This is a genomic window from Streptomyces kronopolitis, assembly GCF_050953795.1.
In the GTDB taxonomy this organism is placed as follows: Bacteria; Actinomycetota; Actinomycetes; order Streptomycetales; family Streptomycetaceae; genus Streptomyces; species Streptomyces kronopolitis_A.
In genome coordinates this window covers 7,568,194-7,584,508 of the sequence record NZ_CP191850.1, presented here as the reverse complement: position 1 = coordinate 7,584,508, position 16,315 = coordinate 7,568,194, and the positions used below count along the sequence as shown (strand labels likewise).

Sequence of the window (16,315 nt, the reverse complement as noted above, 5' to 3'; positions counted from 1 at the left end):
CAAGAAACCGGCGGTCGGTGTACGTTCCGGATCAGCCGATCCCGAGTTCCCTGTCAATCAGGTCGAACATGTCCTCATCGCTCGCTTCCGCGAGTTCGTCGTCGACGGTCTGTGCCGGTGGCGACTCCTGGCCTTCCCAGTGGGCGAGCAGGCCGCGCAGCCCTTCGGTGAGCGCCCGCCGGGTGTCGTCGTCGGTGGCCGCTTGCAGTGCGCTCGCGACCTGGTGCAGCTCGGGGAGCACCGGGAGGTCGCTCCCGGCCTCCGCTTCCGGGGGGAGCAGTGCGTCCCGCAGGTACGCGGCGAGCGCGGTCGGAGTGGGGTGGTCGAAGACGAGGGTGGCGGGGAGCTTCAGTCCGGTGGCCGTGTTGAGCCGGTTGCGCAGTTCCACTCCGGTCAGTGAGTCGAAGCCCAGCTCGCGGAAGGCCCGCGCGGGCCGGACCGCCTCGGTCGAGGAGTGCCCCAGGACGGCGGACGCCTGGGTGCGGACGAGATCCAGCAGCATCCGCTTGCGCTTGGGCTCGGCGAGCGCGGCCAGCCGCTCCGGCAGGTCCGAACCCTTCGCGCCCGCCTCGTCCGCCCGCTCCTCCGCCCGGCCGGCGAGCAGTCGCCGTACGTCCGGGAGTTCGTCCAGGAGCGGTCGTGGCCCGCTCACCGTGTAGGCGGGGAGGAAGCGGTCCCATCGGATGTCGGCGACGACGAGGGTGGTCTCCGCCTGGCCGACGGCTTCGCGCAGCGCGTGCACGGCCAGTGCGGGGTCCATGGCGGGCACCCCGCGGCGGCTCAGCTGCTCGGCCACGGCCTCGTCGACCATGCCGCCGCCGGCCCAGGCCCCCCAGGCGAGGGAGGTGGCCGGACGGCCCTGGGCCCGGCGCCATGCGGCGAGGGCGTCGAGGGTGGCGTTGGCCGCCGCGTAGGGGCCCTGTCCGCCGTTGCCCCACACTCCGGCGCCGGAGGAGAACAGTACGAAGGCGTCCAGCGGGTGATCGGCGAGCAGCTCGTCGAGGTGGCAGGCTCCGGAGATCTTGGCGTGTACGGCGGCCATGGCCTCGTCGAGGGAGGTCTCGTCGAGGGGACGGGCCTCGCCGACGACGCCCGCGGTGTGCACCACGGCGGTCAGCGGTGCCTCGTCGGTGAGCGAGTCCAGCAGCTTGGCCAGCGCGGCCCGGTCGGTGACGTCGCAGGCGGCCACCGTGACGCGTGCGCCGAGCGCCGTCAGTTCGGCGGACAGCTCGGCTGCCCCCGGGGCGTCGGGCCCCCGCCTGCCGGCGAGTACCAGGTGCTCGGCGCCGCCGTCCGCGAGCGCCCGCGCCACATGGGCGCCGAGCGCGCCGGTGCCCCCGGTGATGAGCACCGTGCCGCGCGGCTGCCACGGCGCGGCGACTGCCGACGGGTCGAGGGGCGCCCGCACCATGCGCCGGGCATGGACACCGGTCGGGCGGACGGCGAACTCGTCCCTGCTGTTGCCGCCACCGCCGAGCAGGGACCGGAAACGCCGCAGTGCGTCGTCGTCCAGGGTCTCGGGCAGGTCGATCAGCCCGCCCCAGCGCTCGTCGTGATCGAGGCCGAAGACCCGGGTCAGACCCCAGATGGCCGCCTGGCCGGGGTGGCGTATCGGGTCGGACGCCCGGTCGGATTCCGGTCCCCCGGCCGGGTCATCGGTGGAGACGGCGCCCTGGGTGACCGCCCAGAGGCGGGCCTTGTGTTCCGTGTCGGCGAGTGCCTGGGTGAGCGCCAGGGTGCTGAGCAGGCCGCCGGGCACTCCGCGGTGTCCGCCGGCGTCCCGGTCGTCGAGCGCGAGCAGCGACACCACGTGCAGCGGGGACCGGGCGGCATCGTGCAGCGCCGCCAGCTGTGCCGTCAGTTCCGCGCGGTCGGCGGTGGGCGAGACCGGCATGAGGTGAGCCCGTTCGCCGAGGCTGCGGGAGGTCGCCCGCACCAGGTCGTCCGCCAGGTGGTCAGCGGGTACGGCGATCACCCAGCTGCCGTCCCACTCGGCCTGTTCCGGCTCGGGTTGGGGCCGCCAGGCGATCCGGTAGCGCCAGCCGTCGACCGTGCTGCGCTGCTGCCGACCCTGCCGCCACGACGACAGCGCCGGCAACACCTCACCCAGCACACCCGCATCCGTCAGACCCAGCGTCGCCGCCAGACCCTCCACATCCGCCCGCTCCACCGCCTCCCAGAACCGCGCCTCCACCGGATCGACCACACCATCCGAAGACGACCGACCCGACTCCAACCAGTACCGACGACGCTGGAACGCATACGTGGGCAGATCGACGATCATGGGCCGGGACGTGGCGAAGGCCGGGGACCAGTCCACGTCCACGCCCTGCACATACAGCTCACCCAGCGAGGTGTAGAGCCGCGACAGTCCACCGTCGTCGCGACGCAGAGTCCCCGTCACCACTGCCTCGGCCTCGGCCGCCTCGGCGGTCTCCTGGAGCGGCACGGTGAGTACGGGGTGCGGGCTGACCTCCACGAAGGTCCGGTGGCCGGCGGCGGTGAGGGCCTCGATGGCGGGCGCGAACTCCACGGTCCGCCGCAGGTTCGTGTACCAGTACCCGGCGTCCATCTCCGTCGTGTCCAGCCACTGCGCCGTCACGGTCGAGAACAGCGGCACGGACGACTTGCGGGGCGTGACCGGCGCCAGGACCTCCGCAAGCGTCTTCTCGATCGACTCCACGTGAGCGGAGTGCGAGGCGTAGTCCACGTCGATCCGGCGGACCCGGATCCCGCGCTCCCGGCACACCGGGACCAGCTCATCGAGTGCGTCCGCGTCACCGGAGACCACCACGGAGGTCGGGCCGTTGACCGCCGCAACCGATATGCGGCCGTCCCACGGCTCGACAAGCTCCGGGACCTCCGACGGCGGCAGGGCCACCGACACCATCCCGCCGCGACCGGACAACGCCCGGATGGCCTGGCTGCGCAACGCGACGACCCTCGCGCCGTCCTCCAGGGTCAACGCACCGGCCACACACGCCGCCGCGATCTCCCCCTGACTGTGACCCACCACCGCCGCAGGCTCCACACCATGCGCACGCCAGACCTCGGCCAACGACACCATCACCGCCCACAACACCGGCTGAACCACATCCACCCGGTCCAGCCCGGGCGCACCCTCAACCCCCCGCAGCACCCCGCTCAACGACCAGTCGACGAACGGCTCCAACGCCGCCTCACACTCCGCCAACCGACCCGCGAACACCGGCGAGGAGTCCAGCAACTCCACCGCCATCCCGGCCCACTGCGACCCCTGCCCCGGAAAGACGAACACCGTACGGCCCGGGTCGCCCACCGGAGTGGCGGGATGCAACTCCCTGAGTTTCGAAGCGAGTTCGGCCGTCTCGGAGCCCACGACCACCGCCCGGTGCTCGAACGACGACCGCGAAGCCACCAACGACCAGCCCACCTCCACCGGCGACCAGTCGCTGTCGGCCACCCGCGACGCCAACCGCTCCGCCTGCGCGGCCAACGCCTCGGCGGAACGCCCGGACACCACCCACGGCACGGCCACACCCGAGGCCGACGACGGCGCGACGGTCTCCTCCTCGGCCGGCTCGGCCTGTTCCACGATCACATGCGCATTGGTTCCGCTGATGCCGAAGGAGGAGATGCCGGCGCGGCGCGGACGGCCCTCGTCGGACGTCCACGGGCGGGCCTCGGTGAGCAGTTCCACCGCGCCCGACGACCACTCGACATGCGGCGACGGCGCGTCCACGTGCAAGGTCGCCGGCAGCTCACCGTGCCGCATGGCGAGCACCATCTTCATGACGCCGGCCACACCCGAAACGGTCTGGGTGTGTCCGATGTTCGACTTCACCGAGCCGAGCCACAGCGGCCGGTCCGCCGCCCGCTCCTGCCCGTACGTCGCCAGCAGCGCCTGCGCCTCGATCGGATCACCCAGCGACGTACCCGTACCGTGCGCCTCCACCACATCCACCGCACCGGCCGACAGACCCGCGTCGGCGAGCGCGGCACGGATCACCCGCTGCTGCGAGGGACCGTTCGGCGCGGTCAGACCGTTCGAGGCACCGTCCTGGTTGATGGCCGTACCCCGGACGACCGCCAGCACCGGGTGACCGTTGCGGCGGGCGTCCGAGAGACGTTCCACCAGCAGGACACCGGCGCCTTCGGAGAGCGCGAAGCCGTCGGCCGCCGCCGCGAACGGCTTGCACCGGCCGTCCCGTGCCAGCCCCCGCTGCCGGCTGAAGCCGATGAAGGGACCGGGATCGGCCATGACCATCGCCGCTCCCGCCACGGCGAGCGAGCACTCCCCCGAGCGGAGTGCCCGCACCGCCATGTGCAGCGCGACCAGTGACGACGAGCACGCCGTGTCGACCGTGACGGCCGGGCCTTCCAGCCCCAGGGTGTAGGCGACCCGGCCGGAGGCCACGCTCGCGGCCGCCCCGGTGGCGAGATAGCCCTCGAACTGCTCGGGGTCCGACGTCCGCAGCCGGTTCCCGTACTCCTGGTCGGTGACGCCCATGTAGACGCCGATCCCGCTGCCGCGCAGGGACTTGGGGTCGATGCCGGCCCGCTCGAAGACCTCCCATGAGGTCTCCAGAAGCAGTCGCTGCTGCGGGTCCATCGCGAGCGCCTCGCGCGGCGAGATGCCGAAGAACTCGGCGTCGAAGTCGCCGGCCTCGCGCAGGAAACCGGACTCCCGGACGTAGCTCCTGCCCGGCTTGTCGGCATCGGGGTCGTAGAGGCCGCCGAGGTCCCATCCGCGGTCGGTGGGGAAGGCGGACATCGCGTCGACACCCTCCCGGACGAGCCGCCACAGGTCCTCGGGCGACTGCACGCCGCCCGGGTACCGGCAGGCCATGGACACGATGGCGATCGGGTCGTCGTCCTCGGCGGCGGTGCCGGGGACGAGGGCGGGCGCCGTGGCCGGCTGCGTGGTGCCGGCCTCCTCGCCGGCCAGGTCGGTGCCGACGTATCCGGCGAGCGCGGTCGGGGTGGGATGGTCGAAGACGACGGTCCTGGGCAGTCGCAGCCCGGTGGCCCGGCTCAGGCGGTTGCGCAGCTCGACGGCGGTCAGCGAGTCGAAACCCAGCTCCTTGAAGGGGCGTTCGGGGTCGACCGGGGCATTCTTGTCATGGCCGAGCACCGAGGCGACCTGCTCACGGACGAGGTCCAGCAGCGCTGTGGCGCGCTGCCGGCCGTCGAGCCCGGCCAGCCGCTCGGCGAGCGGTGAACGTACGGACCCGCGCTCCGTACCGCCCCCCGCACCGTCTCCGGTGTCCGCCAGTTGCGGGATCTCGGTGAGGAGTCGGCTGGGCCGGACGGAGGTGAAGACGCTGTGGAAGCGCTGCCAGTCGACGTCGGCGACCGCGAGCGAGGTCTCGTCGTGGTCGAGCGCCTGCTGGAGGGCGGTGAGTGCGGTCTCCGGGTCGATGACGGGCACGCCGCGGCGCCGCAGTACGTCGTGAAGCGAGTCGGAGATCATGCCGCCGCCCGCCCACGGGCCCCAGGCGACCGACAGGACCGGCAGGCCGTCGGCCCGTCCCCGGGCGGCACGGGCGTCGAGGAGCGCGTTGGCGGCGGCGTACGCGCCGTGCTCGGCCACGCCCCAGGTGCCGGAGATGGAGGAGAAGTGGACGACGGCGTCGAGGTGGGCGGGGTCGAGTGCGGAGGACAGGTGGTCGGCTCCGGCGACCTTGCCCGCGAGCGCGGCCGCGAGGTCGTGCGGACCGGCCTGCGCCAGCGAGCCGAGGGCGCTGACGCCGGCGGCGTGGATCACGGCGCGGACCGGCTCCCCGTCCTGCTCGATCTGCCGTACGAGGGCCGCCACCGCCTGCTCGTCGGCGAGGTCGCAGGCCGCCACGGTGACCTGCACACCCTGGTCACGGAGTGCGGAGCAGAGGGCGGAGACACCGGGGACGTCGGCGCCGCGACGGCCGGTGAGGACGAGGTGTTCCGCGCCGTTGTCCGCGAGCCAGCGGGCGATATGGGCACCGAGCGCACCCGTGCCGCCGGTGACGAGGACGGTGCCGCGCGGGCGCCAGGAGCGACGCGGGGTCCGCCCGGCGACCGGCGCGGGGACCAGCCGCCGCCCGTACACGGCGGCGCCGCGGACGGCGAGCTGATCTTCCTCGCCACCGGCTGCCAGGATCCGGGCCAGCAGCGCCACTTCCCGGCCGTCGACGGCCACCTGGCCGGGCAGGTGGCCGGACAGGTCGACGAGCCCGCCCCAGCGCTCCGGATGCTCCAGCGCGGCGACCCGGCCGAGCCCCCAGACGCCGGCCTGGTCGGGATGCTTGGGCGCACGATCCACTGCGGTGTCCCCGTCGGCAGCGCCAGGGGAATCGGCGGTGCCGGCATCCTCCGCGGGTCCGGCCGTGCTGCCGGTGGCGACCGCGCCCCGGGTGACGCACCACAGCGGGGCGTCGATCCCGGCGTCCCCCAGTGCCTGGAGCAGTGCGAGGGTGCGGGAAAGGCCGCCGGGTACGCAGGGCTGGGTACGGTCCGGCCGTTCGTCCAGGGCCAGCAGGGACAGCACACCGGTGAAGGGGCCGGCGGCGGCATGCAACAGAGCGGCGAGCCCGTCGCTGTCGTCCACGGTCAGGGCGTGGGTGCGGGCGCCCGCTTCCTCCAGGGCCTCGCGGGCGCCGCGCACCAGCGCGTCGTCCTCGTACCCGGACGGGATCGCCAACAGCCATACACTGCCGTCGAGTTGAGGTGCGGAGGGCTCCGGGAGGGGACGCCACACGACGCGGTAGCGCCAGCCGTCGATCGTGCTCCGCTGCCGCCGGTTCTTGTGCCACGACGACAGCGCGGGCAGCACCTCGTCCAAGGCCTCGGCGCCGGGCAGCCCGAGGGTGCCCGCCAGCGATGCCGCGTCCTGCTCCCCGACAGCCGTCCAGAACGCCGCCTCCTCGGGGGAGGCGTCGACGGCGGGCGTCTCCGGCTCCAGCCAGAAGCGCTGCCGCTGGAAGACGTACGTGGGCAGTTCCACCCGGTGCGGGCGACGGTCGGCGAAGAGGGGAGACCAGTCGATGTCCACGCCGTGCGCGTACAGCGTGCCGAGCGAGGTGAGGAGTCGCGGCAGGCCGCCGTCGTCCCGGCGCAGGGTCCCCGTCACCACCGCGTCCACGCCCGCGTCCTCCACGGTCTCCTGGAGCGGCACGGTGAGCACCGGATGCGGGCTGACCTCCACAAACGCGCGGTGGCCGGCGGCGGTGAGGGCCTCGACGGCGGGCGCGAAGCCCACCGTCCGCCGCAGGTTCGTGTACCAGTACCCGGCGTCCGTCTCCGCCGTGTCCAGCCACTCCCCCGTCACCGTCGAGAAGAACGGCACCTCCGACGCCCTGGGCACCACCGGCGCCAGCACGTCGAGCAACTCCTCGCGGATCGACTCCACATGAGCGGAGTGCGAGGCGTAATCCACGTCGATGCGGCGGGCCCGGACATCCCGCTCGCGGCAGACCTCCATCAGCTCATCGAGCGCATCCGCGTCACCGGAGACCACCACGGCCGTCGGTCCGTTGACCGCCGCGACCGAGACCCGGCCGCCCCACGGCTCGATCAGCTTCGCCACCTCGGACGAGGACTGCGCCACGGACACCATCCCGCCGCGACCGGACAGCGCACGAATGGCCTTGCTCCGCAGCGCCACGACCCGCGCGCCATCGTCCAAGCTCAACGCACCGGCCACACACGCCGCCGCGATCTCACCCTGACTGTGACCCACCACCGCCGCAGGCTCCACACCATGCGCACGCCAGACCTCGGCCAACGACACCATCACCGCCCACAACACCGGCTGAACCACATCCACCCGGTCCAGCCCAGGCGCACCCTCAACCCCCCGCAGCACCCCGCTCAACGACCAGTCGACGAACGGCTCCAACGCCGCCTCACACCCCGCCAACCGACCCGCGAACACCGGCGAGGAGTCCAGCAACTCCACCGCCATCCCGGCCCACTGCGACCCCTGCCCCGGGAAGACGAACACCGCTGACGAAGCGGGGGTGGTGGGAACGGAGCCGGTGGCGGTGTGGGGGCCGGGGTCGCCCTCGGCCACGGCGTGCAGGTCCGCGAGGAGGGTGGCGCGGTCGGCACCGACGAGCACCGCCCGGTGTTCCAGGGCCGCGCGCGTCGTGAGCAGGGAGTGTGCGACGTCGTACGGCGCCGCGTCGGGGAGGGAGTCGAGGTGGGTGGCGAGCGCGGCCGCCTGGGCGCGCAGCGCCTCCGGGGTCCGGCCGTGCACGACCCAGGGCACGACCGGCCGGTCACCGCGGTCGCCCGGCTCCGCCGCGTCGGGCCGCGCGGAGGTGAACTCCCCCTCGGCCGGGGGCTGTTCCACGATCACATGCGCGTTGGTGCCGCTGATGCCGAACGAGGAGACGCCGGCCCGGCGCACCTGCCCGTTCGCCTGCCACGGCTGGTCCGTGGTGAGCAGCCGTACCGTGTCCGCCGACCAGTCCACATGCGGGGAAGGGGCGTCGAGGTGCAGGGTTTCGGGGAGGCGGCCGTGCCGCAGGGCGAGCACCATTTTGATGACGCCGGCGACACCGGCGGCGGCCTGGGTGTGTCCGATGTTGGACTTGAGCGAGCCGAGCCACAGCGGCCGGTCCGGCTCCCGCCCCTGCCCGTACGTCGCCAGCAGCGCCTGCGCCTCGATGGGGTCGCCGAGCGCGGTGCCGGTGCCGTGCGCCTCGACCGCGTCGACGTCGGCGGGCCGCAGTCCGGCGGCGGCGAGCGCCGCTCGGATCACGCGTTCCTGCGACGGGCCGTTGGGGGCGCTGAGGCCGTTCGAGGCACCGTCCTGGTTGGTGGCGCTGCCGCGCAGCACGGCGAGTACCGGATGGCCGTGGCGGCGGGCCTCCGACAGGCGTTCCAGGAGCAGGATCCCGGCGCCTTCGCCCCAGGCGGTGCCGTCGGCGGCCGCGGCGAACGGCTTGCAGCGGCCGTCGGGCGCCAGTCCCCGCTGCCGGCTGAACTCCACGAACATGCCGGGCCCGGACATCACCGTCGCCCCGCCGGCGAGCGCGAGGGTGCACTCCCCGGTGCGCAGGGCCTGCGCCGCGAGATGCAGCGCGACCAGGGAGGAGGAGCACGCCGTGTCCACGGTGATGGCCGGTCCTTCGAGACCGAGGGTGTAGGCGATGCGCCCGGACGCCACGCTCGTGGTCGTACCGGTCAGCACATGTCCCTCGACCTGCCGGCCCGCCTGATGCAGCCGGGGGCCGTACTCCTGGGCCATGGCCCCGACGAACACGCCCGTGAGGCTGCCCCGGACCCCGGTCGGGTCGATGCCGGCCCGCTCCAGCGCCTCCCACGAGGTCTCCAGCAGCAGCCGCTGCTGCGGGTCCATCGCCAGGGCCTCGCGCGGCGAGATGCCGAAGAAACCGGCGTCGAAGGAGGCGGCATCGAGGAAGCCGCCCTCGCGCACATAGCTGGTGCCCGAGCGTTCGGGGTCGGGGTCGTACAGCCCGTCGGTGTGCCAGCCCCGGTCGGTGGGGAACGGCGATACCGCGTCCACCCGGTCCCGAAGGATCTGCCAGAGGTCTTCGGGCGACCGGACGCCTCCGGGGTAGCGGCAGGCCATCGCGACGATGGCGATGGGCTCGTCCGGGTCGGCGGCCGGGCCTAGCTGCTCAGCCAACTCGCGCACAGAACCGAGGAGTTCGCCGTCGAGGAAGCGGGCGAGCCGGGTGGGTGAGGGGTGGTTGTACAGCGCGGTGGACGGCAGTCGTACGGCCAGGGCCCGGTTCAGCCGGTTGCGCAGCTCCTCGGCGGTGACCGAGTCGAAGCCCAGGTCCTTGAAGGTGTGGGTGGCCCGGAGCGCGGAGGGGTCCCGGTGGCCGAGCACCGCGGCGGCGTGGTCCCGTACGACGTCGAGGGTGGGCCGGCTCGTCACGGGGCGCTCGGCCGGGGTGGCGGCGGGCCGGTCGGGCACGGCTGCTGGGGCGGCGGCCGGGCCGGGGTGTGCGGCGGCTGTCTCGACCCAGTGCCGCTCGCGCTGGAAGGCGTAGGTGGGCAGGTCCACGAGCGGGGGGCGGGGCGCGGCGAAGGCCGGCGACCAGTCGACGTCGACGCCCTGGACATACAGCTCGCCGAGTGAGGTGTAGAGCCGGGCGAGGCCGCCCTCGCCGCGGCGCAGGGTGCCGACGACCACTCCGTCGGTGCCCGCGGCCTCCACCGTCTCCCGCACCGGCGCGGTCAGCACCGGGTGCGGGCTGACTTCCACGAAGGTGTGGTGTCCGGCCGCGGTGAGGGCCTCGATGGCGGGCGCGAACTCGACGGTCCGCCGCAGGTTGGTGAACCAGTACCCGGCGCCCATCTCCGTCGTGTCCAGCCAGCCCCCCGTCACCGTCGAGAACAGGGGCACGGCGGAGGTCCGGGGCGTGACCGGCGCCAGGACTTCCTTCAGGGTCTCCTCGATCGACTCCACATGCGCCGAATGCGAGGCGTAGTCCACCTCGATCCGCCGTGCCCGGACCTCGCGCTCCCGGCACTCCGCCACCAGCCGGCCCAGAACATCGCCATCACCGGACACCACCACCGACGACGGACCGTTGACCGCCGCAACCGAGATCCGACCACCCCACGGTGCGATCAGCTCCTCCGCCTCGGGCCGGGGCAGCGCCACCGACACCATTCCGCCACGGCCCGCGAGGGCACGGATGGCCTGGCTGCGCAGCGCCACGACCCGGGCGCCGTCCTCCAGGGTCAACGCCCCGGCGACGCACGCCGCGGCGATCTCCCCCTGACTGTGACCGACAACCGCCGCAGGCTCGACGCCATGGGAGCGCCAGACCTCGGCCAACGAGACCATCACGGCCCACAACACCGGCTGGACGACATCGACGCGGTCCAGCCCGGGCGCGTCCTCAGCCCCTCGCAGCACCTCACTCAGCGACCAGTCGGTGAACGGCGCCAACGCCGCCTCACACTCCGCCAACCGACCCGCGAACACCGGCGAGGAGTCCAGCAGCTCCACGGCCATGCCCGCCCACTGCGACCCCTGCCCCGGGAAGACGAAGACCGTCTTGCCGGAGCCGTCGGTCACCGTGCCACCGGAGCGGTCGGTCGTCTCACCGATCGTCACCGCGGCGTCCGGCCGGCCCTCCGCCACCGCCCCTACCCCGGCGGCGAGTTCATCGGTCCGGGAGCCCACCACGACCGCGCGGTGCTCGAACGACGACCGGGACGCCAGCAGCGACCAACCCACCTCCGCCGGCGACAGGCCGCTGTCCGCCACCCGCGACACCAGTCGCTCCGCCTGCGCCGCCAGGGCCTCGGCGGACCGCCCGGACACGATCCAGGGCACCGTCATATCCACGCCCGCAGCCGCATCCGCAGCCGACGGAGTCCCTTCCCGGCCACCGGCGGACACGGCCGCTCCGGAGTCCGCCGCCCCCGCCACGATCAGATGCGCATTCGTGCCGCCCATCCCGAACGAGGAGACCCCGGCGACGAGTTGGCGTCCCTCGTGTGCCGTCCAGGGTCCGAACTCGGTCTGTACGTGCAGGTTCAGGGCATCGAGCGGGATGTCGGGGTGGGGTGTGGCGAAGTTCAGGCTCGGGACGAGGTGGCCGCGCTCCACGCACAGCACCACCTTCAGCAGTCCCGCGATTCCGGCGGCACCTTCGAGGTGGCCGATGTTGGTCTTGACCGAACCCACGGGCAGCGGGGTGCTCCGGCGCGGGTCGGTGCCGAACGCCGCGCCGAGCGACGCCGCCTCGACGGGGTCACCGACCTTGGTGCCGGTGCCGTGCAGCTCCACATAGCCGAGGTCGCCGGGCCGGACGCCGGCGCGGGCGCAGGCCAGGCGCAGCACCTCTTCCTGCGCGGCGGCGTCCGGGGTGGTGAGGCCGGGACCGCCGCCGTCGTTGTTGACCGCGCCGCCGCGGATCACGCAGTGGACGTGGTCGCCGTCCGCCAGGGCCCTGGAGAGGGGCTTGAGGACGACGAGGCCGCCGCCCTCGCCGCGTACGAAACCGTCCGCGCGGGCGTCGAAGGTGTGACAGCGGCCGCTCGGGCTGAGCGCGCCGAAGCGGGCCATGGCGAGGGTGCTCTCGGGGGCGAGGTTGAGATGCACCCCGCCGGCCAGCGCGGTGTCGCAGTCGCCGCGGCGCAGGCTGTCGCACGCGGACTGGACCGCGACGAGCGAGGAGGACTGGGCGGTGTCCAGGGTCATACTGGGGCCGCGCAGGCCGAGGTGGTAAGAGAGGCGGTTGGCGATCAGTCCGCGGTTGAGGCCGGTCGGAGTGTGATGGTCGAGTGCCTCGGGGCCCTGCTGGTGGACGAGTACGGCGTAGTCCTCGACGGTGGCGCCGATGTACACGCCGGTCCGGTGGCCGTGGAGCCGTTCGGGGCGGATGCGGGCGCTCTCCAGCGCCTCCCAGCCGAGTTCGAGGGCGAGCCTTTGCTGGGGGGCCATCGACCGGGCCTCGCGCGGGGAGATCCCGAAGAAGGCGGCGTCGAAGCCGGCGACGTCGTCGAGGAAGCCGCCCCGCGGCGGCTCGGACAGCCCGGACCGCTCCAGGAGCTCGGTGGTCCACCGGTCGGCCGGGGCTTGGGTGAGGGCACTGCGGCCCTCGCGCAGGAGATGCCACAGGGCGTCGGGGTCGGCTGCCCCGGGCAGACGGCAGGAAAGGCCGATGACCGCGATCGGCTCACCGTCCGGCGAGGAAATCCTGGAGCCCGCGGGTTCCGACCCGTTCATCAATCGCACTCCCTACGCGAAGCAGCACCGTCACAGCTGGTGTTCACCGTTCCACAGCGGCGGGCCGCGAAAGGCGGGCCGCAGGCCACCTCTAGGGGAACTCCTAAGCGCCGTGGAGGGCCCTTCCGCACCGCTCTGAACAGGGGTTCCGCAGCGGTCTGCGCGGTCCGTCCGAAGGGTGGGACGAGGCGGCCCGGCGCCGGTTCCCGGGACTCGGGTGCGGTGGCCGCCGATCCGCCCGCGGGTGGGCCGCAGAGACTAGGCGAATGCCAGGACTCCCCGGTGCAGGCTTCGGGTGGAGAGGTCGGCCGTCCGGTGCCGTCGGTGGTGCCGTACACCCATCAGCGTGGAGGGGCGCAGCAATGCACATGGACAGCACGGTGGAGCCTTCGTACTCATCCGGCTCCGTGGTGTCTTCCCGGCGGGCGGTGGCACTGTCGTCCCGGCTGGCCGCTTCGGCGCTGGCCACCGAGGGCGGGGTGATGAGCAACGAGGCCTTCCACGCGTGGTTCGCGGAGCGGCAGCGCACCCATGCGCTCCAGGTGGACCGGATAGCGTTCGGGGAGCTGCGGGGCTGGGGCTTCGCTCCCGGGAGCGGGAATTTGCGGCACGACAGCGGACGCTTCTTCTCCATCGAGGGCCTGCGGGTCCGCTCCGACTACGGGCCGGTCCGCGAGTGGTGTCAGCCGATCATCCACCAGCCGGAGATCGGTGTGCTGGGCATCGCGGTGCGGGAGATCGACGGGGTGCTGCACTGTCTGATGCAGGCCAAGCCGGAGCCGGGCAACGCCAACGGGGTGCAGCTCTCCCCCACGGTGCAGGCCACCAAGAGCAACTACACGCGGGTGCACGGCGGTTCCGCCGTGCCGTACATGGAGTGCTTCGTCGACCCCGATCCACGCCGGGTGCTGGCCGATGTGCTCCAGTCCGAGCAGGGGTCGTGGTTCTACCGGAAGCGCAACCGCAACATGGTGGTCGAGGTGGGCCCCGAGGTCGAGGCGGGCGAGGACTTCTGCTGGGTCACCCTGGGCCAGCTCGGCGCGCTGCTGCGCCATCCCGACCTGGTGAACATGGACGCCCGTACGGTGCTGTCCTGCATCCCCGACTGGCGGGCGGGCTCCGCGACGGCCAACGCCGGCCTGCACTCCGACACGGAGATCCGCAGCTGGGTCACGACGCGACGGGCCCGGCACGAGATCACCACCGAGCCGCTGCCGCTGCGAGAGGCGGCGGGCTGGCACCGCTCGCCGGTCGCGATCTCGCACGAGAGCGGGCGCTTCTTCAGCATCGTCGCCGTCGATGTCAGCTCGCACCGGCGGGAGGTGCCGGCCTGGTCGCAGCCGCTGCTGGAACCGCACGGGCTGGGGCTGGCCGCGCTGCTGGTGAAGCGGATCGGGGGCGTCCCGCACGCGCTGCTGAGTGCCCGGGTCGAGCCGGGGTTCCTGGACGTGGTGGAGCTGGGGCCCACCGTGCAGTGCACGCCGGAGAGCTACGCGCATCTGCCCGCCGGTGACCGTCCCCGGTATCTCGACGCCGTGCGGGAGCGCAGTGCGGAGCGGACGCTGTTCGATGCCGTGCTGTCGGAGGAGGGCGGTCGCTTCCTGTACGCCCGCAGTCAGTATCTGATCGTCGAGGTGGACGAGGACTTCCCGACCGAGGTGCCCGAGGACTTCCGCTGGGTGACGCTGTGTCAGATCAATGAGCTGCTGAAGTACAGCCACCATCTGAATGTGCAGGCCAGGACACTGATTGCGGGGATGCGGACGCTGGCTTAGCCGGGGCCGTACGGGGGACGGCGGCACTGCGGGTGACCCCGGAGAGCCGCTGTCCGCCACGCCTCACGAGCGCCGGGAGACGGGCCCGCGCGGTCCCCGTGCGTCAGGCGAGGCGGTGCCGGACCGCGTCGTTCAGGAGCCGGCCCGGGTGGCGCGGTCGAAGAGGTCGGCGAGCTTGCTGCCGTAACTTTCGAGGTCGACGCCGGGGGTGAGCATGTGGTGGCGCAGGGTGTTGTCGATGGCGCCGCGGATGGCGACGGCCATCACCCGCGGTTCGACGTCCGCGAACTCCCCGGCGGCCAGCCCCTTGTCCAGGCAGTCGACGAGGGCGTCGATGGAGGCGGTGGCCTGGTTGATGGCGCCGACCGGCACGGTGTCCCGGTCGCGGGTGCCGATGATGATCTCGGCCAGGGCGAGGGTGTGCCCGGGGTACTTGGCCATGAAATCGAGGTTGGACTCGATATAGGCGCGGAGCCTTCCCCGGTAGGTGGGCTCGTGCCGCATGCGGGGTCCGACGAATTCCTCAGCGGCCCGCAGGACCGTGGACACCACCTCGTCGAAGAGCTCGGCCTTGCCGGCGAAGTAGTACGAGATCATGCCCGTGCTGCTCAGGCCCGCCCGCTGGGCGATCTTGCTGAACGACGTGTTGGGGTATCCGTGCTCCGCCACCGTGTCGATGGCCGCCCGCACGATCTGGGCGCGCCTGGCCTCCTCGGTGAAGGTCCGGCCGCCTTGCTCACTCGCCCTTTTCGCACTCACGAGCAAAAAGTAGCATAAGCGAGCAAGACCCGGCAGCGGTTCGGCGCGGACAGGAACGCGCCGGCGGGGATGGTGGTGGCGGTGTCGACCCGCGTCAGCGGTCGGCCGGTGCCGGGAGCACCGGGGCCTGCGCACAGCGGCAGACCGGGGTGGCCTCGCGGCCCCCGTCGCCGGTGCGGTCCGGTCGGACGATGGTGGTCAGCGCCCACTCGACATGTTCGAGGTGGGCGGTCATCGCCCGCACGGCGTCGTCCTCGGAGCGGTCGACGATCGCCTCGACGATGGCGCGGTGCTCCCGGTTGGACTGCTCCCGGCGGTCCCTGGCCAGCATGTCGAGGAAGGTCGACTGGCGGGCCAGGGCGTCCCGGATCTCCTCAATCACCTTGCGGAACACGGGGTTTCCGGCCGACTGCGCGATGGTGATGTGGAACAGGGTGTCCAGGGCGACCCACGCCGTGGTGTCGGTCTGCCGCTCCATCCGCACGAGCAGCCGGTCGAGCAGGTCCAGGTCGTCCTGGGTGCGCCGGGTGGCGGCGTAGGCCGCGACCGGGATCTCGATGTGCCGGCGGACCTCGACCAGGTCGCGGGAGGAGTACGCGCCGAAGGTGGGGTCCTCGGTCGCCCCGGGCGAGGCGACGTAGGTCCCCTTGCCGGCGCGGGAGGCCGTCAGGCCCAGGGCCTGCATGGCGCGGAGGGCTTCGCGGACGACGGAGCGGCTCACCTCGAAGCGCTGGCCCAGCTCCGCCTCCGAGGGGAGCTTGTCACCGACTTCGTAGTCGCCCCGCTCGATGGCGCCGCGCAGGTCTCTCAGCACAACCTCCATCGCGTTGACGCGCCGAGACGGTACCGCTGCAGTCCTGCTGTCCAGGTCGGCCATGTCCCGCATCCTGTGGCCGTCTCGCGAGAGGCGTCAACGCGCACGGGAGAGTTCTGTGTTTTTCCCTAGAAGAGTGGCCGACCCGCCCACCCGCAGGTCAGGGAACCGGCCACGACCTGCGCCATCCCACGGGGGACGTTCGGCAGCGCAAATAGGGACGTTGGTCCGGTTGACACCTCTCACCTGGAGTTCGACGATGCGTCGTGAACTTGTCAGACAGCCGGA

4 protein-coding genes are annotated in these 16,315 nt (G+C 72.8%); 1 reads left to right on the top strand and 3 read right to left on the bottom strand.

Going from position 1 to position 16,315, the window contains the following annotated elements; all coding sequences use genetic code 11:
• Positions 1-31 precede the first annotated feature (31 nt).
• Positions 32-12,679, bottom strand: a complete 12,648-nt coding sequence (locus ACQP17_RS33470; protein WP_433859674.1) for a type I polyketide synthase — start codon at positions 12,677-12,679, stop codon at positions 32-34.
• 368 nt (positions 12,680-13,047) lie between these two features.
• Between ACQP17_RS33470 and ACQP17_RS33465 the strand changes: the two genes are divergently transcribed.
• The gene (locus ACQP17_RS33465; protein ID WP_433860075.1) at positions 13,048-14,454 is read left to right on the top strand and encodes an NDP-hexose 2,3-dehydratase family protein; all 1,407 of its coding nucleotides are present in this window, start codon (positions 13,048-13,050) and stop codon (positions 14,452-14,454) included.
• Positions 14,455-14,586: 132 nt separating this feature from the next.
• Here the strand turns inward: ACQP17_RS33465 and ACQP17_RS33460 are convergent, their stop codons facing one another.
• Together ACQP17_RS33460 and ACQP17_RS33455 are read right to left on the bottom strand one after the other, a co-directional pair.
• Complete coding sequence (locus tag ACQP17_RS33460; protein WP_433859673.1) at positions 14,587-15,213, bottom strand: TetR family transcriptional regulator; 627 nt, start codon at positions 15,211-15,213, stop codon at positions 14,587-14,589.
• A 94-nt stretch (positions 15,214-15,307) separates the two neighbouring features.
• Positions 15,308-16,090: a FadR/GntR family transcriptional regulator gene (locus ACQP17_RS33455; protein ID WP_433859672.1), complete on the bottom strand. Its 783-nt coding sequence runs from the start codon at positions 16,088-16,090 to the stop codon at positions 15,308-15,310.
• Positions 16,091-16,315 lie beyond the last annotated feature (225 nt).